Source organism: Acinetobacter brisouioides (genome assembly GCF_004331075.1).
Classification (GTDB): domain Bacteria; phylum Pseudomonadota; class Gammaproteobacteria; order Pseudomonadales; family Moraxellaceae; genus Acinetobacter.
Window position 1 is genome coordinate 308,267 of sequence record NZ_SJNX01000002.1, and the last position, 23,025, is coordinate 331,291.

The 23,025-nt window shown below is 42.0% G+C and carries 23 protein-coding genes; 6 read left to right on the plus strand and 17 right to left on the minus strand.

Annotation, left to right across the window (positions count from 1 at the left end; translation table 11 throughout):
* Positions 1-256 precede the first annotated feature (256 nt).
* Together mrdA and rsmD are read left to right on the plus strand one after the other, a co-directional pair.
* The gene (mrdA, locus tag E0H77_RS04365) at positions 257-2,278 is read left to right on the plus strand and encodes a penicillin-binding protein 2 (protein ID WP_131375318.1); all 2,022 of its coding nucleotides are present in this window, start codon (positions 257-259) and stop codon (positions 2,276-2,278) included.
* 2 nt (positions 2,279-2,280) lie between these two features.
* A complete protein-coding gene (rsmD, locus tag E0H77_RS04370) occupies positions 2,281-2,832 on the plus strand; it encodes a 16S rRNA (guanine(966)-N(2))-methyltransferase RsmD (RefSeq protein ID WP_131375320.1) in 552 nt (183 codons plus the stop codon).
* Here rsmD and E0H77_RS13835 read toward each other — a convergent pair.
* From E0H77_RS13835 to E0H77_RS04415, 10 genes are all read right to left on the minus strand, one after another.
* Entirely contained in the window at positions 2,827-3,099 is a 273-nt protein-coding gene (locus E0H77_RS13835) for a hypothetical protein (protein WP_228258290.1), read from the minus strand. The genes rsmD and E0H77_RS13835 overlap by 6 nt on opposite strands.
* A 13-nt stretch (positions 3,100-3,112) precedes the next feature.
* On the minus strand, positions 3,113-3,295 hold the full coding sequence (locus E0H77_RS13840; protein ID WP_228258291.1) for a HupE/UreJ family protein: 183 nt from the start codon (positions 3,293-3,295) through the stop codon (positions 3,113-3,115).
* A gap of 10 nt (positions 3,296-3,305) precedes the next feature.
* The gene (gene ureG, locus E0H77_RS04380) at positions 3,306-3,920 is read right to left on the minus strand and encodes an urease accessory protein UreG (protein WP_131314353.1); all 615 of its coding nucleotides are present in this window, start codon (positions 3,918-3,920) and stop codon (positions 3,306-3,308) included.
* A gap of 51 nt (positions 3,921-3,971) precedes the next feature.
* A complete protein-coding gene (locus E0H77_RS04385; RefSeq protein ID WP_131375322.1) occupies positions 3,972-4,637 on the minus strand; it encodes an urease accessory protein UreF in 666 nt (221 codons plus the stop codon).
* Entirely contained in the window at positions 4,624-5,106 is a 483-nt protein-coding gene (ureE, locus tag E0H77_RS04390; RefSeq protein ID WP_131375324.1) for an urease accessory protein UreE, read from the minus strand. The genes E0H77_RS04385 and ureE overlap by 14 nt, the downstream gene beginning before the upstream one ends.
* A 68-nt stretch (positions 5,107-5,174) precedes the next feature.
* Positions 5,175-6,875 carry an urease subunit alpha gene (ureC, locus tag E0H77_RS04395; protein ID WP_131375326.1) on the minus strand — a complete coding sequence of 567 codons (1,701 nt, stop codon included), beginning with the start codon at positions 6,873-6,875 and terminating at the stop codon, positions 5,175-5,177.
* Between the two features lie 19 nt (positions 6,876-6,894).
* Complete coding sequence (locus tag E0H77_RS04400; protein WP_131375328.1) at positions 6,895-7,338, minus strand: GNAT family N-acetyltransferase; 444 nt, start codon at positions 7,336-7,338, stop codon at positions 6,895-6,897.
* A gap of 4 nt (positions 7,339-7,342) precedes the next feature.
* Positions 7,343-7,651, minus strand: coding sequence for an urease subunit beta (locus tag E0H77_RS04405; RefSeq protein ID WP_131314362.1), 309 nt, complete (start codon positions 7,649-7,651; stop codon positions 7,343-7,345).
* A 14-nt stretch (positions 7,652-7,665) separates the two neighbouring features.
* On the minus strand, positions 7,666-7,968 hold the full coding sequence (gene ureA / locus E0H77_RS04410) for an urease subunit gamma (protein ID WP_004900122.1): 303 nt from the start codon (positions 7,966-7,968) through the stop codon (positions 7,666-7,668).
* A gap of 99 nt (positions 7,969-8,067) precedes the next feature.
* Positions 8,068-8,949 (minus strand): urease accessory protein UreD, encoded by an 882-nt coding sequence (locus tag E0H77_RS04415; RefSeq protein WP_131375330.1) that lies wholly within the window; start codon positions 8,947-8,949, stop codon positions 8,068-8,070.
* Between the two features lie 416 nt (positions 8,950-9,365).
* On the opposite strand from E0H77_RS04415, the gene E0H77_RS04420 reads away from it, so the two are divergent.
* On the plus strand, positions 9,366-10,592 hold the full coding sequence (locus E0H77_RS04420; protein ID WP_131375332.1) for a GGDEF domain-containing protein: 1,227 nt from the start codon (positions 9,366-9,368) through the stop codon (positions 10,590-10,592).
* A gap of 9 nt (positions 10,593-10,601) precedes the next feature.
* Here E0H77_RS04420 and sthA read toward each other — a convergent pair whose 3' ends face one another.
* A complete protein-coding gene (gene sthA, locus E0H77_RS04425; protein WP_131375334.1) occupies positions 10,602-12,017 on the minus strand; it encodes a Si-specific NAD(P)(+) transhydrogenase in 1,416 nt (471 codons plus the stop codon).
* Positions 12,018-12,213: 196 nt separating this feature from the next.
* Between sthA and lipA the strand changes: the two genes are divergently transcribed.
* A complete protein-coding gene (gene lipA, locus E0H77_RS04430) occupies positions 12,214-13,227 on the plus strand; it encodes a lipoyl synthase (RefSeq protein ID WP_131375336.1) in 1,014 nt (337 codons plus the stop codon).
* 159 nt (positions 13,228-13,386) lie between these two features.
* Here the strand turns inward: lipA and rapA are convergent, their stop codons facing one another.
* From rapA to E0H77_RS04455, 5 genes are all read right to left on the minus strand, one after another.
* Complete coding sequence (rapA, locus tag E0H77_RS04435) at positions 13,387-16,224, minus strand: RNA polymerase-associated protein RapA (protein WP_131375337.1); 2,838 nt, start codon at positions 16,222-16,224, stop codon at positions 13,387-13,389.
* Positions 16,225-16,325: 101 nt separating this feature from the next.
* Complete coding sequence (locus E0H77_RS04440) at positions 16,326-16,970, minus strand: RluA family pseudouridine synthase (RefSeq protein ID WP_131375338.1); 645 nt, start codon at positions 16,968-16,970, stop codon at positions 16,326-16,328.
* A gap of 164 nt (positions 16,971-17,134) precedes the next feature.
* Complete coding sequence (gene hemL / locus E0H77_RS04445; protein WP_131375339.1) at positions 17,135-18,433, minus strand: glutamate-1-semialdehyde 2,1-aminomutase; 1,299 nt, start codon at positions 18,431-18,433, stop codon at positions 17,135-17,137.
* 26 nt (positions 18,434-18,459) lie between these two features.
* Complete coding sequence (thiE, locus tag E0H77_RS04450) at positions 18,460-19,083, minus strand: thiamine phosphate synthase (RefSeq protein WP_131375340.1); 624 nt, start codon at positions 19,081-19,083, stop codon at positions 18,460-18,462.
* Positions 19,084-19,205: 122 nt separating this feature from the next.
* Positions 19,206-19,961, minus strand: coding sequence for an OmpW/AlkL family protein (locus E0H77_RS04455; protein ID WP_131375342.1), 756 nt, complete (start codon positions 19,959-19,961; stop codon positions 19,206-19,208).
* 420 nt (positions 19,962-20,381) lie between these two features.
* Between E0H77_RS04455 and E0H77_RS04460 the strand changes: the two genes are divergently transcribed.
* Entirely contained in the window at positions 20,382-21,806 is a 1,425-nt protein-coding gene (locus tag E0H77_RS04460) for a CYTH domain-containing protein (RefSeq protein ID WP_131375344.1), read from the plus strand.
* Between the two features lie 54 nt (positions 21,807-21,860).
* On the opposite strand, the gene E0H77_RS04465 is transcribed toward E0H77_RS04460, so the two are convergent.
* Entirely contained in the window at positions 21,861-22,493 is a 633-nt protein-coding gene (locus tag E0H77_RS04465; protein ID WP_131375346.1) for a hypothetical protein, read from the minus strand.
* A gap of 105 nt (positions 22,494-22,598) precedes the next feature.
* Here E0H77_RS04465 and E0H77_RS04470 point away from each other — a divergent pair, with 105 nt between their 5' ends.
* Positions 22,599-22,994, plus strand: a complete 396-nt coding sequence (locus E0H77_RS04470; RefSeq protein WP_131314387.1) for a DUF3144 domain-containing protein — start codon at positions 22,599-22,601, stop codon at positions 22,992-22,994.
* Positions 22,995-23,025 lie beyond the last annotated feature (31 nt).

A 23,025-nucleotide genomic window follows, 5' to 3' on the forward strand; every position in this document is an offset into this window, starting at 1 on the left:
TACAATTGCTTAAAATATACCAAATTTGTAAGACTGAGATTTGACTGCTTTACAAGGATGATTTTTTAATGTTGTTCTGTGCTGCACTGTAGCAGATTTTCACTATTCACTGTAGCAACATTGAGCAAAAAATTGCTGTCAAATCAGCCAAACTACAAGTTTTACACAGAATGAGTAAAATACTTGCGACTTTCATTCTCATGTTGAGTTAAAATAATCCGCCTTTATTCTCCCATGGCTCATTGACGACACGAATATGAAGCAGCATCTTCCCTTAAAGAATGTTCAAGAAGAAAAACGCCTTTTTCGTAGTCGCATTTTCATCGCCATAGGTTTGGTGTTTTTATGCTTCGGGACGTTGATTGCCCGTTATATTTATTTGCAGATTTTTCATTACCAAGAATTTCAGACTGCTTCTGACAATAATCGAATTCGCTTACAACCGCTTCCTCCTGCACGTGGTTATATTTATGACCGCAACGGTATTTTGCTTGCTGACAACTACCCCGTTTTTACTGCAACACTCAGTAAAGCCGATATTGAAGACATTGATGGTACAGTCAAACAACTGATTCCAATTTTGAACCTGAATCAAGACGATATTGAACGCTTTGACAGCCGGATTAAAACTGCCAAAAAAACTGAACGGGTGGCGCTAAAACTAAATCTGAATGAGACTGAAATTGCGAAATTCAGCGAGGTTAAATACCAGTTTCCTGGCGTAAATATTGAAACGCAAATGACACGCTACTATCCGTATGGAGAACTGTTTGCGCATGTGATTGGCTATGTCGGACGAATTAACGACCGAGAACTAAAAAACATCAACAAAGATGTCTACGCAGGCACCAACCTGATCGGTAAAATCGGGATTGAAAAATCTTATGAAGATTTACTGCATGGTATTCCGGGCAATGAATCGGTTGAAGCCGATGCACACGGTAATGTCCTGCGCCATTTAGGACGTAAAGACCCTGTTCGTGGTAATGACCTGTATTTGTCGATTGATTATGGTCTGCAAATGGTTGCTTCTGAGCAACTGGCAGGTCGCCGTGGCGCAATCGTGGCGATGGATCCGCATACTGGGGAAATTTTGGCAATGGTGTCTAGCCCGAGCTTCAACCCCAATTTGTTCGTATCAGGGATCAGTTCAAAAGATTATGTTGCCCTGCGTGACAACCTTGATCAGCCTCTTTATAACCGTTCTTTACAGGGGGTTTATCCGCCTGGTTCAACCATTAAACCTGTTGAAGGTTTAGGTGGGATTAATTATGGTGTGATTGACTGGTCAACTGCCATTAATGACCCAGGTTATTTCCATTTACCTGGTGACTCACATAAATTCCGTGACTGGAAGAAAAATGGACACGGTGTTGTCGATCTAAACAAAGCCATTCAAGAATCGTGTGACACTTATTTTTATATCCTGTCGAGCCAGATGGGTATTGACCGCATGAATTCATGGATGCGCCAGTTTGGTTTTGGGGAAAAAACAGGCGTTGACCTGCCCAATGAAAGTACTGGTCTATACCCAAACCCAGAGTGGAAACTGCGCACCCGTAAGGCGAAATGGCTCAAGGGTGAAACTATTTCGGTGAGTATTGGGCAAGGGGCATTTACCGCAACGCCAATTCAGTTGGCAATGGCAACCTCGATTGTCTCCAATCACGGTTTTCACCTTATCCCGCATGTGGTCAGCAATACTCGCGGTGCAAAACCGTTCCCCGTGCGTAATGCTCCTGATGGTCGCGTACAATTTAAAGGAACTGATGAGGACTGGGGGAAAATGCGTGATGCCATGGTCAATGTAATTAACTCAGGTACAGGACGTGGTATTCGTACCAATGCATATCAAATTGCAGGTAAAACAGGGACAGCACAGGTTAAAAGTATTGCACAAGGTAAAAAATATAATGAAGCTTCACTGACTGACCGTCAGCTTGACCATGGTTTATTTGTGGGCTTTGCACCAGCGGACAACCCACAAATTGCAATCGCAGTCATTTTGGAAAATGGTCGGCACGGGGGTGCAGCAGCACAATTGGCACGCCCTGTGTTTGATTACTGGATGGTACAACGCAAAACCAACCCGCTTCGCCCAACGACACATCAAATTACAGGTAGCCTGATGACCGCGGGAATTCAGCCAAGCCAATTGCCAAGTGGGCAAAGCATTTTACAGGCTGACCCAAATGCGATTCCAAAAAAACAAAAACCGCAACAAGAGCAAAAACCTAAACCTGCGGCAGCTACACAACCAGTAGATATTACGGAATAAGCATGAAAAATCAGTTACGTATTATTGGTGGACAGTGGAAACGACGTCAATTGAGTTTTGCTTCGATTGAGGGTTTACGCCCCACCCCAGACCGTGTGCGTGAAACCTTGTTTAACTGGTTGATGTGGGATATTCAAAATGCAGTCGTGCTAGATGTTTGCACGGGCTCAGGAGCACTCGGGTTTGAAGCCCTGTCACGTGGCGCAGCGCAAGTGGTGATGATTGAGCCTGATCGCAGCCAAGCCAAATTTCTCAAAGACAACATCCAGTTGCTCAAAGCTGAAAATTGTCAACTTTATAACAGTACAGCAGAAAATGTTTTACCAAAGCTAAATCAAGAATTTGATCTAATTTTTCTAGACCCGCCGTATAGCCTAGATTTGTGGCAAAACTTGGCAGAACTTGCTGATTTGCATCTAAAAAATCAAGGATTGATTTATGTTGAAGCTGATCGAGCGCTGAACAGTCTAAAATTACCTGTCACATGGCAGCTCCTGAAACAAACCAAAGCAGGTCAGGTTCAGGCTGGTTTATTCCAAAAACAGCTTTCATAACAGTTCAATAGTTTCCTCCTGATCAGATGGGTCATCACGGCGTAAATCTTCCGCATAAACTGGTTCACGTCGTGTATGTTGTGGTTCATGCTCACGTCCATCATCGTCATGAAAACTATTGTCAACATGTAAAAGTTTCGGCTTGAACGGTTCAGATACAAGATTGAGCTGTCTGGGTAATACTGCATGTGAGTGTGGCACCATACAGCCATTTAAAGTCACCAAGCACATCAGCAAGGCTGCGATTAAGCCAAAGACACCTGACATTTGCCACTGGTGCTTACTTTTCCAAAGCAATACGCCTAAAACCTGTTGCCATGAACATGTGATCTAGTCCAGTAAATGGATGCACAAAACCACTTAAAAAACCGAGCTGTGGAAATTCATGCCCTGAATGTGCCATTGCCAGCACAGGAAAAACACTGAGAATGAAAGCACTGCTCAATGTTTTTACAGTTTTCATGCCATTCTTCTTATGATTTAAATAAACCTTGTTTTTCAATAAAACTAATAATCTCGGTTAAACCATCTTGAGTTTTCATATTGGAAAATAGAAATGGTTTATCACCACGCATGCGTTTGGCATCTTGCTCCATCACGTCTAAATTTGCACCCACCATCGGTGCCAAATCTGTTTTATTGATAATCAGCAAGTCTGACTTAGTAATGCCTGGCCCACCTTTACGCGGAATTTTCTCACCACCAGCAACATCAATCACATATAGCGTAAGGTCAGACAATTCTGGACTAAAGGTTGCAGCTAAGTTATCCCCGCCACTTTCAATAATAATCAATTCTAAGCCATCGAATTTTTCACACAAGTCATCAATTGCTGCGAGGTTAATCGAAGCGTCTTCACGAATCGCGGTATGTGGGCAACCACCCGTTTCTACCCCGACAATACGCTCAGGGTTCATGGCTTCATTACGGGTTAAAAAGTTAGAGTCTTCTTTGGTGTAAATATCATTGGTCACAACCGCCATATTGTATTTATCACGTAAGGCACGGCATAGATTTAAAGTTAAAGCGGTTTTACCTGATCCTACTGGACCACCAATTCCAACACGCAATGGGCTACGTTCTGACATTGTTATTTCCTTCTAAATTTATGACTCTCGCACTGAACAAGAAAATCTGTTTTATGATCTAAATAATCGTGAATACTGGGTTTCATGCTGCATACTCAGCATGGCATAGTTCGGCAAGGCACTACTGATGTCATGATCTTGTAATTGCATCGCACGCTGTATGGCATCAGGAATCAAGCCATGGACATGCCATAAAATCCGTTGCCCAGCAATCTGTCCAAGTGGCACGGTTTTCACGGCAGCTAACACCTGATTTTCCAGCACTGTAAACGTGTACGCTGTCAAAACATCTGCCAGCTCAAGCTCTAAACGTCCACACAACTGCGCATACACAGGCACAAAACCAAACTGTTTTTTGACTTGCACTGGAATTTGCAGCACATCTTTAATCCATGCATTTAAGGAAAATGCCAGTTGCTGTGACTCCGCCAAAAATTCTTTGCTCTCTCGACTAGCTCGGTATATTTCTGCCCATGCCTCAAACTGTTCCGTGTCTGCATAACTCTGCATCAAACGTTGTAACATCGGTAGTTCAAAACGTACCAGCAGCATTTCCAGTACTTCTTCAAAATAAGCCTTACTACTGGCTTCATCCTGAATCAGTCCAATCTGAATTGCACTTTCCACACCTTGCGAATAACAGTACGCACCAACTGGCAGCGCAGTCGAAGACAGGGTCAATAATTTCAGCAGTTGCGCTGCATTAGTGATGGACATGATGCAAAGCCTTAATCGGGCTTAAACGATGATCATGGCTATGCTGTGCATAAGCGCCACTTTCGGGTTCAAACGGATGTTCAACTTCATTCACTGCCAAACCTAGACCTTCCACCATTTCAGCCAAGACATGGTCAGGCTCGAAATACAATGCTGTAGTTGTCAGCATCAATGGCACATGACGATTACCTAAATGATAAGCAGCTTTAAGTAGATCGAACTGAGTGGGTGCAGTCACACACATCAGGCGTTCAGCTTTGGCATCGACACGTAAAATCTCACCCTGTGCTGTCGCAATAAATGAACCACTACGTAAAATGCCTGTGCGTGGCAAGTCTGCACCAATGTCTATTCCACTGTTTAATGTGGCACGAAAACGTGATTTCTGGCGCGTATCAAAGCTGAGTTCTACCACTTCAAAAGGCTGTTCTGCTGCGATATTGTCAAGACGTTGGGTATAAATTTTCATATCGTCATACTCACTTTCATGGCTTTTGTTCTTGCACAATATTGCAAAGGTTTTTTATAAAACCTTTTTTAAAATAAGAAGTAACGCTGTGCCATCGGCAGCACATCCGCAGGCTCACAGGTGAGTAACTCACCATCGGCACGTACTTCATAAGTTTCAGGATGCACATCCATCACTGGGCAATAACTGTTATGTTTCATGTCCTGCTTGCTGATATTGCGAGTGTTTTTACATGGACTAATCATTTTTTTCAGTTCTAACTGCTCAGCCACACCAGCATCAATCGCCACCTGTGGTAAGAAAGTCAGGCAGGTACGATGTACACTGCGTGGAAACGCGCCAAACATCAGACGATAATGCACAGGCTGCGGTGTTGGAATTGAGGCATTAATATCGCCCATTGGCGCAGCGGCAATCATGCCACCTTTAATGATCATGGATGGTTTCACCCCAAAAAAGGCAGGCTTCCACAACACCAGATCTGCCAGTTTACCTTCTTCGACCGAACCAATTTCATGGCTTAAACCATGCGTAATCGCTGGGTTAATCGTATATTTGGCAATATAACGTTTCACACGGTTGTTATCGTGCTGGGCATTGTCACCTTCCAGACTGCCACGCTGCAGTTTCATTTTATGTGCAGTTTGCCATGTGCGAATAATCACCTCACCGACCCGCCCCATAGCTTGCGAATCCGAAGACATCATGGCAATCGCGCCCATATCCTGCAAAATATCTTCGGCAGCAATGGTTTCACGGCGAATACGGCTTTCAGCAAATGCCACATCTTCCGCAATAGCAGGGTCAAGGTGATGACACACCATCAGCATATCTAAATGTTCATCAATGGTATTGATGGTATATGGACGGGTTGGGTTGGTTGACGATGGCAAGACATTACTTTGCCCAATGGCTTTTAAAATATCAGGTGCGTGTCCACCACCTGCGCCTTCGGTATGGTAGGTATGAATGGTACGCCCTTTAAATGCCGCAAGAGTTTCTTCCAAAAAGCCACCTTCATTTAAGGTATCGGTATGAATCGCCACTTGCACATCGTATTCATCGGCAACGCTTAAACAGTTATCAATGGCTGCAGGCGTTGAACCCCAGTCCTCATGCAGTTTCAGCCCGATTACTCCTGCTTGAATCTGCTCACGAATCGGGGCAGGCAGGCTCAAATTCCCTTTACCAAGTAACCCGATATTCATTGGCAGATCATCAATGGCTTGTAGCATGGTGCCAATATGCCAAGGACCAGGGGTCACAGTCGTTGCCGATGTACCTGCGGCAGGTCCTGTTCCACCACCCACCATAGTGGTCACGCCAGACATCAGTGCAGTTTCTACTTGCTGCGGGCAAATCCAGTGAATATGGGTATCGACTCCCCCTGCAGTCAAAATCTGCCCTTCGCCTGCAATCACTTCAGTGGCTGCACCGAGTGGAATCGTAATATTCGGCTGAATGTCAGGATTGCCTGCCTTGCCAATTTTCCAGATGCGCCCATTTTTCAGCCCCACATCGGCTTTAACAATACCCCACCAATCCACAATCAAGGCATTGGTAATCACGGTGTCCGCCACGTCATCGGCAAGTAATTGAGATTGCCCCATACCATCTCGGATGACTTTACCACCACCAAATTTGACTTCTTCACCATAGGTCGTGAAATCTTGTTCCACTTCAATAAACAGCTCGGTATCGGCTAAACGAACACGATCCCCCACCGTAGGGCCGAACATTTCAGCATACGCACGACGTGACATTTTCATGATTTGCACCCTAATTTTATTATGTTGCGGGATAAGTCTTTTTCATTGGAATAAAGCGCAGTCCATGTGATTCGGTAACATCTTTTGTAGTTTCAAAGCCAAAGCGACGATACACGTCTTGCGCAGCACAACTCGAATTGACTGTAAATTCCTGAATCGACTGCTGCAAAGCATGCTGCTCTGCCCATTGCCATAACTGCCGACCGATGCCCTGTAACTGATGGCGCTGATCCACAAAAAAATGCAACAGATGTGCAGGTTCCCGGTAGGCAATCACCCCTAAAATTTGCTGAGACTGCTCTGCAACAAAAGAATGTACCTCTGGATGATTGATAAAGTCCGTTACGACTTGCTCACTAAAATGAGCCAAACCAGATTCATCCACCACAAAATCTACCAAATAGGGCTGAATCAAACTTTGAATAGCGGGAATATCACGAAGCGTTGTCTGACGAATTTGCATATAGTTAATCCAATTTACCCATAACACGCCCAGCAAAGCCATACACTTCTCGCTTACCTGCTAAAGCCACCAATTCGACGTCACGACGTTGCCCTGGTTCAAAACGTACGGCTGTACCCGCAGCAATATTCAAGCGAAAGCCCTTGCTGGCTTCACGGTCAAACTGCAAGGCATCATTGGCTTCATAAAAATGAAAATGTGAACCGACTTGAATTGGACGATCCCCCAGATTACTCACTGAGATCTTTAAAGTGGTACGTCCTGTATTGAGTTCAATGTCTGTCCCCGAGGTCAGTACTTCACCAGGAATCATGTCTATTCTCCTGTTTAAACAATTGGTTGATGAACGGTAACCAGTTTTGAACCATCGGGAAAAGTCGCTTCAACTTGCACTTCGGCAATCATCTCTGCGATACCCTCCATGACATCGTCGCGGCTCAGCAAGGTCGTTCCATAATGCATCAGTTCCGCAACGCTCATGCCATCGCGCGCGCCTTCCAGCAAAGCTGCTGAAATATAAGCAATCGCTTCAGGGTAATTCAGTTTCAAACCACGTGCCTTACGACGCTCTGCCAGCAATCCAGCCGTAAAAATGAGTAACTTATCTTTTTCTGTGGGATTGAGTTCCATATCTCTTTCCTGATTTATTTGCCTTTAAATAAGCAAAATATGTGCTAAAACACAGCTTAACCAAATTGGATGTTTTGAAAATAAGCAATATGACGTAATTTAAGTCCGCCAGATGCGTGGAAATTCTTCATCCAGATCAAACCAATAGCGACGTAAACGTGCCCGAATTGCCGCAAAGGCATCATGACATTGCCGTGCATCTTGTCCTAGATAACGCGCACTGACGACATCATTCAACAGAGTTAATGTGACAGGTACTTGCATACGCATCATCAGTTCACGAATCAGCTCAATCTGTTCTTCTAAAATCACAGCTGCACGAAACTGTTCAGGCGCAACCGCCCACAAATTTCCAAGTACCGCTTGTCGGTTCATGCCCAAACACGAGCTTAACCAGCGGTCATTGCCTTGAAACTGCAAGGTATCTGCAAGCAATAATTTCCCTGCGCGCCATAAACGCAGCTGATTATGGTACTGCCCAGTTGAAAAGCTTTCCTGACGTGCCTGACGCCCGAGTACCAACATGTCCCAACCGATAAAATTTGCCGACTGTGCCAGATGAATGTGCGTTTCTGAATAAGCATTCGCACCATTAAAAAGCATGGTTTCTTGAGGCAACCATTCCAAGGTTGCGTGATCATCTACCTGTAAATGAATATGCTGAAAGGCTTGTTTCGTATTGGTTTTATACCACTTTCCTGCACCAGGAGTTGTCAGCAAAGCATGTGCTCGTACTTGTACTTCAACGTCAAAAGTTAGATGATCACCCCCCGCAATACCCGCAGGTGGATGCACAATAATGCTATGACAAACGCCTGTTTTTTCTGGCCATAACATCTTTTGCACTCTAAGTGGGCCATAGTGTTTTCTATGCACTAAAACGGTTCGTTGCTCTTGTGCAGAAAATTTTAATTCTAAACAGGCATACCAATGTTCAGGTCGCTTTAGTTTTGTAATTAAAGTATTTTGTATATGACTCATATATTTAACTTCATTTCATCTGCTATTTTATAGTGCTAAAATTACGCCAACTTTCAACATTAGACGTTGTTTATAAACTCATTTTTATTTGTCTTGCGTTTTATTAAAATACACGACAGTTTGCTTGAGAAGAAAACAGAGAGAATATAAACAATGATGCAAGACACCAATTAAAACCATGATATTCAACCAAATGGTAATTTTTTTTAATCGATTAATAAATTAAAATAAAGAAATTATTTTAAACCTCACATAATAGATGATTTAAAATTTAAATGGTGATAAGATTTTATTATTGATACTCATCAGATTTTAAATAAAAAATAATTTATCCACGATTAAAAAAACTCTCATTTACGGCATTATTTTTGTACAATAGCAGTTGTGTAGTGGTTTAAGCTATAGAAATAATATCTATGTTCAATCTCCCTGAATGTAACAATGAAATCATCATTAGTGCAATGCAAGAATTAGAGCGCCGTGCTTTTATCAGTGCGTTCATTTACTTACCTTGCTGGCTAATTATCGCCTTAAATAATCAAAATAATGTTTTTATTCAGGAAACATTTTATAGTATTTCATTTTTCTTCCTGACCATACTCATCTTTCACATCATTTTACACTATCGTTTTAGTCGACTTTTAGAAAATAATTTTCATCGTGCACGTTTATTTCTTGCCATATTAATTATTATCCCCTGTTTAATGCTTGGCTCAATTTGTTCGTGGTGTATTTATCTTCATATTAATTACACAATTACTGTTCCCTTTATTATTATTACTGCGGTGTTATGCACAGCAACATCATTACTGTTAACTATTGACCCTATCTATAAGATTATGGTTCCACTTGCCATGATTTTGCCTGCATTAACGGCTGTATTGGTGGAGAATTCTTCAGAAAATCTGGTGTTCTTACCTTTAGCAAGCCTCAATATTTTGTATATTATTCGCTCATCTCAACTTAAGTGTCGAGATTACTGGCAGGCACTCATTACTTTTTCCTATTTTAAGCAAAAGTCTATTACTCTGGAAAATATGGCTTTTACCGATTTTCTAACTCAAAAGCCCAATCGATTACATGCAGACAAACAGCTCAGCATATTATGGGATCAAACCAAAGCTCAGCAGCAATGCCTTGCATGGATGATGATTGATATTGATAACTTTAAAAATATCAACGATACCTATGGACACCCGTTTGGCGATATTTGTCTAATGCTGGTTGCAGATGCATTGGACAGCTATAGTCAAAAGGTGAATGGTTTTTTTGCGCGCTATGGCGGAGAAGAATTTGTTTTTATTAAGGTTTGTCGTTCAGGCACTGAAATTCATCAACTGGCACAAGGCTTAATGCAGCAATCATCAAAAACCCGTATTTGCCATGATGATGTTACGATTAACATTACTTACAGTATTGGGGTATCCAGTTTATGCCCACATATGACCAGCCAAAATTTCAATGATCTTATCGTGCAAGCTGATCTGGCGCTTTATATTGCTAAGCACGAAGGAAAAAATCAGTATCGTTGCTATGGCGAAACACAAGATTATATTGAACAGCAAATGAAAACACCGAGTCCTAATGCCACATGTTGTTCAATAGAAAATAAGCAGGGAAACTCCTGTTCCCCTACTTCTTAACGCAACCGATTAGAATAAACGGTTTAAACCATTCAATGCTGCAACGCGATAGGCTTCAGCCATGGTCGGATAGTTAAATGTCGTTTCAATAAAATATTTCAACGTATTGTTCGGGCTTTGCATAATCGCCTGTCCAATATGGATAATTTCAGAGGCATTGTTCCCAAAGCAATGAATCCCTAAAATTTCCAAGGTATCACGATGGAACAAAACTTTTAACTCACCAACTGTATCACCTGTAATTTGCGCACGCGCCAAGTGACGGAATGATGACTGCCCTACTTCATATGGAACTTTTTCCTCAGTCAATTGCTGCTCAGTTTTACCAAAGCAAGAAATTTCTGGAATGGTATAAATTCCTGTTGGAATATCAGTTACAGGTTTTACATTTTCTTCGCCGCTCATGTTCGCGCCCGCACAGCGCCCTTGGTCATAAGCTGCCGAAGCAAGCGATGGCCAACCCACCACGTCACCTGCTGCAAAAATGTTTTCAACTTCAGTCTGATATTTTTCGTTGACAGTCAACTGACCGCGGCTATTTGGGGTCAAGCCGACATTTTCCAAACCTAAGCCATCGGTATTGCCTGAACGTCCGTTACACCACAAAATCGCATCAGCTTTGATTTTTTTACCACTTTTCAAATGCAATACGATGTGATCATCAAATGTTTCCAAATGATCCATTTGTTCGTTATGGCGAATCAAAACCCCTTGTTCACGTAAGTGATAAGACAAGGCATCTGAAATTTCAGCATCTAAGTAGCTGAGTAATTTGGGTTGGGTATTGATCAGATCAACTTTATGGTTCAAACCAATGAAAATAGAAGCATATTCACAACCAATCACCCCTGCGCCATAAATAATGATTTTATTAATGGTGTAATCCAGATCAAGAATTTTGTCTGAATCGAAAACACGAGGATGGTTAAAATCTAGACCTTGTGGCTGGTATGGACGGCTACCTGTTGCAATGACCAATTCGTTAAAAACAATGGTTTCTTTAATCCCTTCTGGAGTGAAAACCAAGAGGGTGTTTCTGTCCTGAACATAAGCGCGACCATGAAAAACATCGATGTTATTGCGGTCATAAAAACGAGAGTGGGTTGCAACCTGCTGCTGAATCACACGGTGAGCATGACTGAGCACCTGTTTCATGGTAAATTTTTTCCATTCACCTACTTTTTGAAACATCGGATCACGTTGATAACGGATAATGCTCGATACTGTCTGACGTAATGCTTTACTTGGAATTGTTCCAACATGGGCACAGTTACCACCTAGCTGATCACGCATTTCAACAATCGCAACGCGCTTGCCAGATTTGGCAAGTTTCATTGCAGAGCCTTCACCCGCAGGGCCTGAGCCAAGCACGACGGCATCGTATTTGATAAAACTCCCTCTCATGACCTCTTTTTTACGTGACATTCAATGCTCCTTTACTTTCATGTTTAGACCATAGTTTAGCTGAATTCCTCAAGATTTAGTTTATTTCGACCACATATATATTTAATGTCAACATTTATTTTATGAATATCTTTTTCACCCTAAAAGTTTTGCTTTCCGCTATAATTGTGAGCCTAAGCAGTAAAAAGTTCATCGTCAAACAGTGGAAAAGTTGAATATGACCAGTAGCCGTAAACCTGAACAGGGTGTCAAACTTCGTGGCGCAGAGAAAGTCGCTAGAATTCCTGTAAAAGTGATTCCTACGGTTGAAGTGCCACGAAAACCAGACTGGATTCGTGTCAAGATGACAGCACCAGATGAAGTTCAACGGATTAAAACCACATTACGCGCACAAAAACTACATACCGTATGTGAAGAGGCAGCCTGCCCGAACTTGCCTGAATGCTTTGGTGGCGGTACAGCAACCTTTATGATTATGGGTGATATTTGTACCCGTCGTTGCCCGTTCTGTGACGTTGCACATGGTCGTCCAAATGCACTTGATCCTGATGAACCACGCCATATGGCAGAAACCATTGCCAATTTGGGTTTAAAATATGCAGTGATTACCTCTGTTGACCGTGACGACCTATTAGATGGTGGCGCACAACACTTTGTAGACTGTATTAAAGAAGCACGCGAGCTTAGCCCAAAAACTTTACTCGAAATTTTGGTGCCTGACTTCCGTGGACGTATGGATATTGCTTTACGCATTATGACTGAATGTCCACCAGACGTATTTAACCACAATATTGAAACTGTACCTCGCCTCTACAAAGCGATGCGCCCAGGTTCAGATTATCAGCACTCTTTAAACTTGCTGAAGATGTTTAAAGAATACTGTCCAAATGTTCCAACCAAATGTGGTTTGATGGTCGGTATTGGTGAAACTGAAGAAGAAGTGATTTCACTGCTTGATGATCTACGCGCGCACGATGTTGACTATGTCACCATTGGTCAGTATTTGCAGCCATCTAAAGAACATGCACCAATTGACCGCTTTGTTACGCCAGAAGAGTTTGAGCGTTATGCAGAACATGGTCGTAAACTTGGCTTCAGAAATATCTGGTCTGCACCTATGGTACGTTCAAGCTACTTTGCCGACCGTCAATACCACGGCGAGCCTGTACCAGAAGTGCGTCGTAAAGTAGATCCTGCGAAAAAAATTACAGTTCAAACCATCGAAGCTTAAGCTTTGGTGGTTTTACCCCCCTGTACCGCAATAAAAAAAAGCTGCGTCTTGTAAAATACAGAACTCAGCTTTTTCTTTGAAAGAAAAAACACTTTATTCGACTATGCAATTTTTGAAGAGCGATCTCGAATAAAGGGCTTTTTACTTTCAGCTCTCATTTTATGGTTTCACAACCACCAAGACCTGAATAGCTTCTGGACTAATCGACAAACTATCGAGCAAGCTCAAACCTTCTTGCTGCAACTTTTGCAAACGTTCGATTTCATCTTGACGGATACTTGGGTTGAACTGTTTTAAATAGCTTAAGCGCTCAATTTCGTACTGCCACTGCTGACCATAGTTGCTTTTCGCCTGTTGCTGCAATTCAGGCAATACAGTTTTAGCAATATCTAACGCTTGACGATAGCGCGTTTCAATCACGTCACGGCGTGCCTTAACAACTTGACGGCAACTGTTACCATCTAAATGATGCAGATATGGCTTCAGAATCATTGGATCAATTTTAGCCGACAAATCCTGACCAGTCTCACTCAGCAATACACGTACTAGCTGCTGTGGCAAACTTGCAGGCAAGTTCAATGCCTTCGGTGCAATCACATCGACTTTAAACCAGACTTCAAGCAAGACAGAACCTTGTTTCAAGGCATTCGATTTCAACAATGCGACGTTGGTACTACCAAACGATTGCGTGTTGATCATTTCCATCATACTTTCAATAAATGGATGTTCAAGCGTCAAATACTGCGCATCTTCACGAATTTGTGCCTGATCACGATAGAACGTCGCGGTCATGCCCTCTTCATCAAGTGTTAAACCTTGAACCTGCATTTGGTCCGTCGGTTTAATGATGACCGTACCATTGCTTTGCTCATCAAAATCAATGTTAGTCGATGACATGAAACGTTTTACAAACATTGGCAATGTCGTGTTGTCATCATAATCTTCGAGTGCCTGCACAATTTCCTGTGCAATCACTGGACGACAAGAATTGTACTCAAGCAAACGGTCACGACCTGCCTGTAATTCGGTTTCTAGCGCTTCACGTTGTACATTCACTTCTTCAAGCAAATCTTCAAACTTCTGCCCCAAATCAGACAGTAAGCATTCTTTTAGATCGACAATGAAGTTTTCTTGTAAAGTCTGCGCTGTGGGTGAAATATTCCCAAAAATATTTAAGGCTTCATTATACCAGCGGAACATACGCTCCTGTGCTGTACCTTGCAAATACGGCACATGAATCTGGATACGATTCTGCTGACCAATACGGTCTAAACGACCAATACGCTGCTCCAGTACATCTGGGTTCGCAGGTAAATCAAATAAAATTAGGTCGCTAGCAAACTGGAAGTTACGTCCCTCTGAACCAATTTCAGAACACAGTAAAATCTGTGCACCATAACTGTCTTCAGCAAAATATGCCGCAGCCTGATCACGTTCAAGCAAGCTCATACCTTCATGGAACAACGCTGTACGCACACCTGCATGCAAACGCAATGCACTTTCTAACGCTTCAACCACTGGCCCACTACGTGCAATTAGCAAGACTTTTTTGTGTTTTAAATCTTTACGTAAAATCTCTATCAGCCAAGCGACACGCGGATCGGTTTCCATCCAAGAACCATCGAGCTGATTCTCTTCTGGCCACATCTGTTCACGTAGCTTACCATCGGTTGACCAATCAGCAGGTGCAGGCAATGGTGCAGGCTGACAATCACGACCTGGGAAACCCTGAATCGCTTCACGGGTGTTACGGAACAAAATACGTCCAGTACCATGACGATCCAGTAACTCATGAATGGCTTGATAACGCTGCTCTGGCTGATCTTCGATCCGATGACCAAGTAAGCCTTCAAGCGCAGTTAAATGCTGCTCAGTCAAGGCTTCATCAGACATGAGTACTTCAGCAATTTTAGCGGTGTGCTGATATTGCTCTTCTTCATCTAGGAAACGATCTAGACTGCTGAAACGTTGTGGATCAAGTAAACGTAACCGAGCGAAATGACTTTCTACACCCAACTGTTCAGGGGTTGCTGTCAGCAATAATACGCCTGCGGTGTTCTCTGCCAGCTCTTCAACCAGATCATAACGATCATTGCCGCCTTCTTCTTCACTCCACATCAAGTGGTGTGCTTCATCGACAACCAATAAATCAAAACCTGCTTCAACGGCCTGTTCACGCAAATCATCATGGTCAATCATCAAATCGACACTGGCAATAATGCATTGCTCAGTCAGGAATGGATTGAGTTCAGGGTCATGCTCTTTAATGGACGCTGTACGAGTCAGATCAAACAACGAGAAATTCAGATTGAAACGACGACGCATTTCAATCATCCATTGATACTGCAATGAATCAGGCACTAAAATCAAAATACGCTCAGCACGCCCTGTTTTAAGCTGCTGATGAATGATCAAACCCGCTTCAATGGTTTTACCTAAACCGACTTCATCGGCCAGTAAAACACGCGGTGCAAAGCGCTTACCCACTTCATGTGCAATGTATAATTGATGCGGGATCAGTCCTACACGTGCGCCAAGCAATCCACGTAATCGGCTGGTTTTCATACTGGCTTGTAACTGTAAAGCTTCAATACGCAAGTCATACCAAGCCTTGATATCGACTTGGCTGGCAAGTAAGCGATCAAGTGGTTTAGACAACTGAATCTGCGCGCCAATACGCGTTTCATTTAAGGTTTTGCGCTCTTGCTCACCACTGTCTAAATTACGTATAGCATTGTAGCGAATCACGCCAAATTGTTCTTCAAATGACTCAACCAACCACAGATTGCCTTCCTGATCGTAGATTTCGTCATTGATATTAAAAATAATTCGAGATAAAGGTGCATTGCTACGTGCATATACTCGTGTTTCGTCACTTTTTGGAAATAAAATGCTGAGGGAACGCTCATCTACATCAATGACAACGCCCAAACCAAGTTCCGTTTCAGTATCGGATAACCAACGTTGACCAATAGCAAACTGTTGCAATTTTTTCACCTTTATTTCAAGTTTGCACTAAAAGCACATGCGGCTTTTAGCTTCAATCTAAATATTTTCGCACAAAGCATAACAAAACGTCAGGTTATGCTGATGATTTTTTAAAATGGTACGGCACATTCAAAGTTTAGCAATTCATCTGTTTTAGGATGATAAAAACTGAGCTGCTTGGCGTGTAAGCATAAGCGATCAGTCAATTGCTGTTGTTGCTCTGTTGCATACAAAGTATCTCCGACAATCGGATGTCCCAAGTATTGCATATGTACCCGAAGTTGATGTGAACGCCCAGTAATTGGGGTTAATTTGACACGCGTCACCACTTGACCTTCCAGCTCAAACTGCTCTAAAGCCTGCCAATGTGTCAACGCTGGCTTGGAATGCTGTGGATCGACAATATGAAGTGGTGGTCGATCTGGGTCATACACCACAGGAATATCAATGGTTCCTTCGCCTGAAAGCGAACCTGCGACCAAGGCTTGATAGGTTTTTTCGGTGTGGCGTTCTTGAAACTGCCGTGAAATTCGGTTTTGCCCGAAGCGTGACAATCCAAAGACCAAAATGCCTGAAGTATCACGATCAAGACGGTGAATCAATAAGGTTTTCGGTTCTATCGCAAGCAAGCGCGTCAGCATGCTGTCTTGTAAGGCTTCACCTTTGCCTGGAACACTGAGTAAACCTGCGGGTTTATGGATGACCATAAAATCTTCATCTCGATGAATCAGATGATCGGTTAAAAAATTACTCAAAATTTAATCCCAAGCTGACCACGAAAACAAGCGGGCAATAATAAAAAGCTTACGCCTGAAATACAATAGACAATCTGCAACAAAAGCATAAATTCCTGTTATTTCATCCGAAAGCATCACCAAATAAAAACGGAATCTTGTGATTCCGTTTTCTGAGCCATGATTTATGCCTGTTTCATCTCGGCAAAGACTTCTTTTGCCGCTGCAATGGTATAGGCAATATCTTCATCACTATGTGCAGATGAGATAAAACCAGCTTCAAATGCTGAAGGTGCAAAGTGAATTCCACGATCTAACATACCGTGGAAAAACTGTTTAAAGGCATTTACATCACACTTCAAAATATCATCGAAGCTGGTGATTTCAGTTTGATCAGTAAAATACAAACCGAACATGCCACCAATTTGCTCGGTTTTTAAAGCAATGCCTGTTTCCTGAGCAACTTGCTGAAAACCAGACAATAATTTTGCCAGTTTTGCAGATAAATCAGTATAGAAATTTTCTTGGCGTAAATGTTTGAACATTTCAATACCCGCACGCATCGCGAGCGGATTACCAGACAATGTCCCTGCCTGATACACACCACCGAGTGGCGCGATGCATTCCATAATTTCGCGCTTACCGCCAAATGCGCCTACAGGTAAACCCGCACCAATAATTTTACCTAGTGTGGTTAAATCTGGTTTCACATTATAAACCGATTGTGCGCCGCCTAGCGCTACACGGAAACCGGTCATCACTTCATCAATAATAAAGACAGATTTGTGCTCATCACACATTTCACGAATGCTTTCTAAGAAACCTGCAATCGGTTTAACCAAATTCATGTTGCCTGCCACAGGTTCAACAATCACCCCTGCAATTTCACCGCCAAATTTCGCAAAACAGGCTTTTACAGCTTCGATGTCATTGTACGGCAAGGTAATCGTATGTTTGGCAAAATCAGCAGGCACGCCTTTAGAGGTTGGCTCACCCAAAGTCAGCATGCCTGAACCTGCTTTGACCAACAGTGAATCTGAGTGCCCATGATAACAGCCTTCAAACTTCACGATTTTGTCACGTCCAGTATAGCCACGCGCCAAACGGATCGCTGACATGGTGGCTTCTGTACCCGAGTTGGTCATACGCACCATTTCAATCGATGGCATGATTTCGCAGATCACATCTGCCAAAGTGGTCTCATGTACAGTCGGTGCGCCAAAACTTAAACCATCTTGTGCTGCCTCTTGAACAGCCTTCACAATACTTGGATGTGAATGTCCTAAAATCATCGGCCCCCATGAACCAATGTAGTCGACATAGCGCTTGCCATCGACATCCCACAAATATGCGCCTTGCGCTTTTTCAATAAAAACAGGTGTTCCACCCACACCATTAAATGCACGTACTGGTGAGTTCACTCCACCTGGAATATGTTTGCTGGCTTGCTTAAAAAGTTGCTGTTGTTTTGCAGAAAGGCTCATAGCATTACTCAAATAAACTGAATGATTTAGGAATGATTAACAAATAAATTCGCCCATGCATTCACACGTGCAGGAATCTCAGCGACTGACCGCCCTAATATATCACTAATCACGGCACATAAGTCTGCCCCCGAATCGACCACGACCTGAGAATTTTCAACGGTTAACCCTCCAATCGCGCAGATTGGTACATTTTTAAACTGCAATGATGCTTGCTTTAAAGTCTCCAAACCAATATTGCCCGCTTCAGGTTTGGTCGATGTGGCATAAATCGCACCAAATGCCACATAGGTTGCTCCTTGAGCAATAGCGAGTTCAGCCAGTTCAAGTGAATTGGCACAAGTCCGACCAATAATTGCACCTTCAGCAAGTTGAGCTTTAGCATCGGTAATTTCACCGTCTGTTTGCCCCAAATGTACACCGAAACCAAATTGGGCTGCCAGTTCCAAATCATCATTAATAACAAACGGCGTTTGGTATTTTTCACAAAGCTGCTTAATCTGCTCAACCTCAACAGGCTGATCGCTTCTAGCGACTTTTTTACGGCGATATTGCAAAATTGCCACCTGTTCTGTCGCCAGCGCAGCGTCTAATTTTTCAAGTAATATTTCTAAAGAATCATCATTGGTAATGAGATATAAACCACGCATATAAACTCTAAATATCAAGCGAATTTGAGTTTAGTGTAACGCTCACATCTCTTAAGCTCAAACTTCCAATAAAAAAACCGAGAAGTTAACTTCTCAGTTTATTGTCTAAATCATATTAGATATTAGAAACGGTAACCAACACCAAGGTAAGTCACGATTGGGTTAATTTCGATTTTACTGCGACCTGTAACCAATGTAGCCCCTGTTGCATTACTAGCAACATCAAGTTTGGCATTAGTACTTAGATGAACGTAGCTCACAGAAGCTGTTGCAAACCAGTTTTTCGTAATATTGTAGTCTGCACCGACGAAAGCAACAGGAGCAACAGCGTCATCAATTTTTACGTTACGGATACTTATACCTTTTGAAGCGGTATCAGAAACCACTGCAGAGTCTAATTTAAAGTTACTAAAGTGCGCATACATAAGACCTGCACCAACATATGGGCGCAATTTATTGTTTACAGCACCAAAAGTATATTTACCTGTTACAACTGGGCTATAAACTTTAACGTCGCCCACTTTACTAAATTTATCTAGATTTAACGCGCCGCCCAATAATTGTCCTTTACCTTTAATATCAAAGGTTGGTGGCACGCCTACAATTAACCCCAAACTGACATTGTCATCTACTAAATAATCAAATTTAAACTCAGCAGTATCAGAATCTTTCAATTCAAAACCAGCAGATGGTGTAAACGGCAAATATGTACCTGTACTCGCCAATTGAGTAGACACACCTTGTTTAGTCCCTTGCGGCATAATATGTGCCCAGCCTGCAGAAACAGCCAAGACCTTGCCCTCTGAAGTCTCAGCATGCGTTGCAAAGCTAACTGCAAATAAAGCAGCTGGAATGAGTGCTTTAGTTAATTTTTTCATAAATTAAGATTCCATCATCATGGTTAAACAGCGATCACGAGGCTTCCAAGCCTTCATCATTTGTTTTTAATATTAGAATAATTACTTTAAATAGCAATACGATAAAGTCAATATTTATTTACCAATAAATCTAAAAGCTATTTTATTAAATAAAAAAATATGTTTTTCAATGATTTAAAAAAACATACTCATCAGTCGCGATTCTGTTAAATGCTTATCTTTTAAACCCTAAAAAACTATGTAAGTAACTATAAAATATATAAAATTAAGATTGATCGCACTATTTGAACAGAGTTCATTGAAAATCACTGCCGAGATATATAAAAAAAATTTAGCTTAAATCTGATTTTTTAAATGTTCAACTGAAGCATCTCGGTCTATAGTGACATTATCTTCAAAAGAACTCATAGGGCTTAGCTCATGCATGAAATTGAATTAAAACTACAAATTCCTGAGCAGAAACGTGCTGCAATCGTTAAAGCGTTTGAAACAAAAACCACTCAGCATATTGAGTTACATGCGCGTTATTTTGACACTGCTGACTCAAAACTAGCAGCACATCAGATTGCAATCCGCATTCGTAAAGAAGGAAATTTCTGGGTTCAGACCCTCAAAGGTGCAGGTGAAAATCCATTACAGCGTTATGAACATGAAATCAACTTAGGAGAATCCACGCAAGCACCTGAGCTAGATTTAAGTGCCTATAAACAAGAACCATATGCACTTAAATTACTCAAAAATGCATTGGGTGATGATTTTGATGGCTTAATCTTAAAATTCGAAACGATTGTGCAACGTGCTTACCGTGTTGTGCAATTCAACAACTCCAAAATTGAAATTTGCCTTGACCGAGGCGTTGTACAAAATGTTGACGAACAACGTGAAATTTATGAAGTTGAGTTTGAACTAAAACAAGGGCAAATTTCTGACTTAATTCAACTGACCCAACAATGGGTTAAGAAGTACCATATTTGGCTTGATGTTCGCAGTAAAGCTGAACGTGGCAATTTGTTGGCTCAAAAATTACAGGTCAGCCCAGCAACCACCGCCTCCTCTGTAAAATATGACAAGAAAGCTCAGCCCGATTTTATTTTAAAACAGTTGATTGCCGCTGCATTACGTCATGCTTTACCTAACTTTGCTGCAATTGCAGATCAGATTGCTGAATCAGCTCATTATTATCAGGCTTATTTGGCACTATGCCAACTCGCCAGCAGCTTGCAATTATTTCAAGGTTTTGCCCCAGCCACGCTGATTGAGCATGTTGCACAGTTACAACATTTATTAAAGACCGCTCACCAAGCGTATTTGGCAACTACGCTCTATCCTGCAATTTTGCTACATAGTGAACATGCCGAGAGCGTTGAGTTAGAGTTACATCATGCCAATCATATATTTACGCAAACGGGTTGTACATTATTGATACTGGAACTCTTGGCATTTAGCTTAAGTGACTCTAGCGCCGAATCACATAGCAAAGTGAAAGGAGGCATAAAAAAGCAGTTCAAACAACAAATTGAACAGTTCACAACAGATTTTGCTAACTTTGCACAACTCAATGTCAATGAAAAATGTCAGGTCTTGAGCCATATTCAGTGTTGGGGCGATGCTTTGGCACTTTGCACACCATTTACAACAAAAAAACACTTGGCACTTTATGTACAGCTACAGCCTGAACTGAGTGAAAGTCTAGATCTATGGGTTGCACAGCAACATGCAAACAAGTATTTGGTATCCGCAGAGCAACGGTATTTTGTTTTAGGTTGGCTCGCCAATCAAATCCCTTCGCAACAAGCTCATCTAGAAATTACTATAAAAAAATTACTAAAGAAAATAAATACTTAATTTAATGATCTAAAAATACTGTGCTGTTTCGCCAAGCAACAGCACAGTATATATTCAACGGTATTTACCAAAGATTTTCCAGACCCCATTATCAGCAAGTGGGTCACTATAGCTATCGCTACGTGCTTTACGCGGTTTTTCCCGTGCATCAACCACCTTAAAATGTTTTTCCCCACCCAAAACAATGCCATTGTTATAAAAACGAGTTCGGGTATATTCACTCTGCCCATGCTGAAATACATAAGTTCTTAAATCAATAAACTCACGGTGCGCAACCAAAGCTGCGGTGTCATCACTTTCCAGCCATGTTTTCATTGCCAGCATGTGTTCTGGCTCAAACTGCCCACATTTTTCCACGACACTCAACACACCCCGAAAAGTTTTGGACTCTTTGGCACGAGTTTTATTAATGCGAATACGGTCTACATGAAAGAAAAATAAAGGCAAATTCAAATGGCTTGGCAAATGAATCGCATCAATCACTTCGTCTTGTAAAAACGGTTGGCACAACTGTTGTGCCCGTTCAATTAACTCGCGCCACTGACTAAAATAATGCTCTGCCTCGGTTTGCGATGCATAATAAATCGGTAAACCTTCAACATGTTCAAGTTGTTCAGGTGGCCAAATTTGCTGGCGCAAGAATTGGATCTCTTGTTTTAGGTTTTGTATCGCAATTGAATCTTGCATGCATTTGACTCATTATGCTTAGGCTATTTAAAGATTAAGCCAACTGTTTAGTTTCCGCAAGGCTTTGCCTATAATAGACTGTCATTTTTGTGTTGGAACTTTCCCATGACCCAAAAAATTCAAGCGACGGATATCACTGAAGAAGAAGCACAGAATGCGGTCTTTTTCGAGCGTACCGATGAATTTATCAAATTGGCAAACGATTTTTGCCGTCCTGAAAAAGGTCAACAACCTCAACCTGCTGAATTACGTGGACAAGTAAGCGCAGCCATGCTTTTTGCGACTGCTCGCTTTAATACATGGGTTGCTGCCAACAATTTTAAAGATGGCAATGAAATGCGCGATGCCAAAGATCAAGTTATGTCTTACTTGATGCAGCAGTTTCAAATGATGCTCGATGACAATTATGATGAGTATTGTGAGCAGTTTGAGAATTATCTACGTTTCCGTAAAAATGAAGATTTTCATACGCACAAACACGATCATGAACACAATCACTGATTAAGTCTGTTTGAAAAACAAAAAAGAGCTT

What these genes read in the sequence shown, in the direction of transcription:
- hemL (WP_131375339.1), bottom strand. Translation starts at nt 18,433, where the DNA reads ATGAGCCTTTCTGCAAAACAACAGCAACTTTTTAAGCAAGCCAGCAAA.
- sthA (WP_131375334.1), bottom strand. Translation starts at nt 12,017, where the DNA reads ATGTCACGTAAAAAAGAGGTCATGAGAGGGAGTTTTATCAAATACGAT.
- ureG (WP_131314353.1), bottom strand. Translation starts at nt 3,920, where the DNA reads ATGTCAGAACGTAGCCCATTGCGTGTTGGAATTGGTGGTCCAGTAGGA.
- E0H77_RS04385 (WP_131375322.1), bottom strand. Translation starts at nt 4,637, where the DNA reads ATGTCCATCACTAATGCAGCGCAACTGCTGAAATTATTGACCCTGTCT.
- lipA (WP_131375336.1), top strand. Translation starts at nt 12,214, where the DNA reads ATGACCAGTAGCCGTAAACCTGAACAGGGTGTCAAACTTCGTGGCGCA.
- E0H77_RS04415 (WP_131375330.1), bottom strand. Translation starts at nt 8,949, where the DNA reads ATGAGTCATATACAAAATACTTTAATTACAAAACTAAAGCGACCTGAA.
- E0H77_RS13840 (WP_228258291.1), bottom strand. Translation starts at nt 3,295, where the DNA reads ATGAAAACTGTAAAAACATTGAGCAGTGCTTTCATTCTCAGTGTTTTT.
- rsmD (WP_131375320.1), top strand. Translation starts at nt 2,281, where the DNA reads ATGAAAAATCAGTTACGTATTATTGGTGGACAGTGGAAACGACGTCAA.
- E0H77_RS04420 (WP_131375332.1), top strand. Translation starts at nt 9,366, where the DNA reads ATGTTCAATCTCCCTGAATGTAACAATGAAATCATCATTAGTGCAATG.
- mrdA (WP_131375318.1), top strand. Translation starts at nt 257, where the DNA reads ATGAAGCAGCATCTTCCCTTAAAGAATGTTCAAGAAGAAAAACGCCTT.
- thiE (WP_131375340.1), bottom strand. Translation starts at nt 19,083, where the DNA reads ATGCGTGGTTTATATCTCATTACCAATGATGATTCTTTAGAAATATTA.
- E0H77_RS04460 (WP_131375344.1), top strand. Translation starts at nt 20,382, where the DNA reads ATGCATGAAATTGAATTAAAACTACAAATTCCTGAGCAGAAACGTGCT.
- E0H77_RS04465 (WP_131375346.1), bottom strand. Translation starts at nt 22,493, where the DNA reads ATGCAAGATTCAATTGCGATACAAAACCTAAAACAAGAGATCCAATTC.
- ureA (WP_004900122.1), bottom strand. Translation starts at nt 7,968, where the DNA reads ATGGAACTCAATCCCACAGAAAAAGATAAGTTACTCATTTTTACGGCT.
- E0H77_RS04400 (WP_131375328.1), bottom strand. Translation starts at nt 7,338, where the DNA reads ATGCAAATTCGTCAGACAACGCTTCGTGATATTCCCGCTATTCAAAGT.
- E0H77_RS13835 (WP_228258290.1), bottom strand. Translation starts at nt 3,099, where the DNA reads ATGTCAGGTGTCTTTGGCTTAATCGCAGCCTTGCTGATGTGCTTGGTG.
- ureE (WP_131375324.1), bottom strand. Translation starts at nt 5,106, where the DNA reads ATGAAAATTTATACCCAACGTCTTGACAATATCGCAGCAGAACAGCCT.
- E0H77_RS04405 (WP_131314362.1), bottom strand. Translation starts at nt 7,651, where the DNA reads ATGATTCCTGGTGAAGTACTGACCTCGGGGACAGACATTGAACTCAAT.
- E0H77_RS04455 (WP_131375342.1), bottom strand. Translation starts at nt 19,961, where the DNA reads ATGAAAAAATTAACTAAAGCACTCATTCCAGCTGCTTTATTTGCAGTT.
- E0H77_RS04470 (WP_131314387.1), top strand. Translation starts at nt 22,599, where the DNA reads ATGACCCAAAAAATTCAAGCGACGGATATCACTGAAGAAGAAGCACAG.
- ureC (WP_131375326.1), bottom strand. Translation starts at nt 6,875, where the DNA reads ATGAAAATGTCACGTCGTGCGTATGCTGAAATGTTCGGCCCTACGGTG.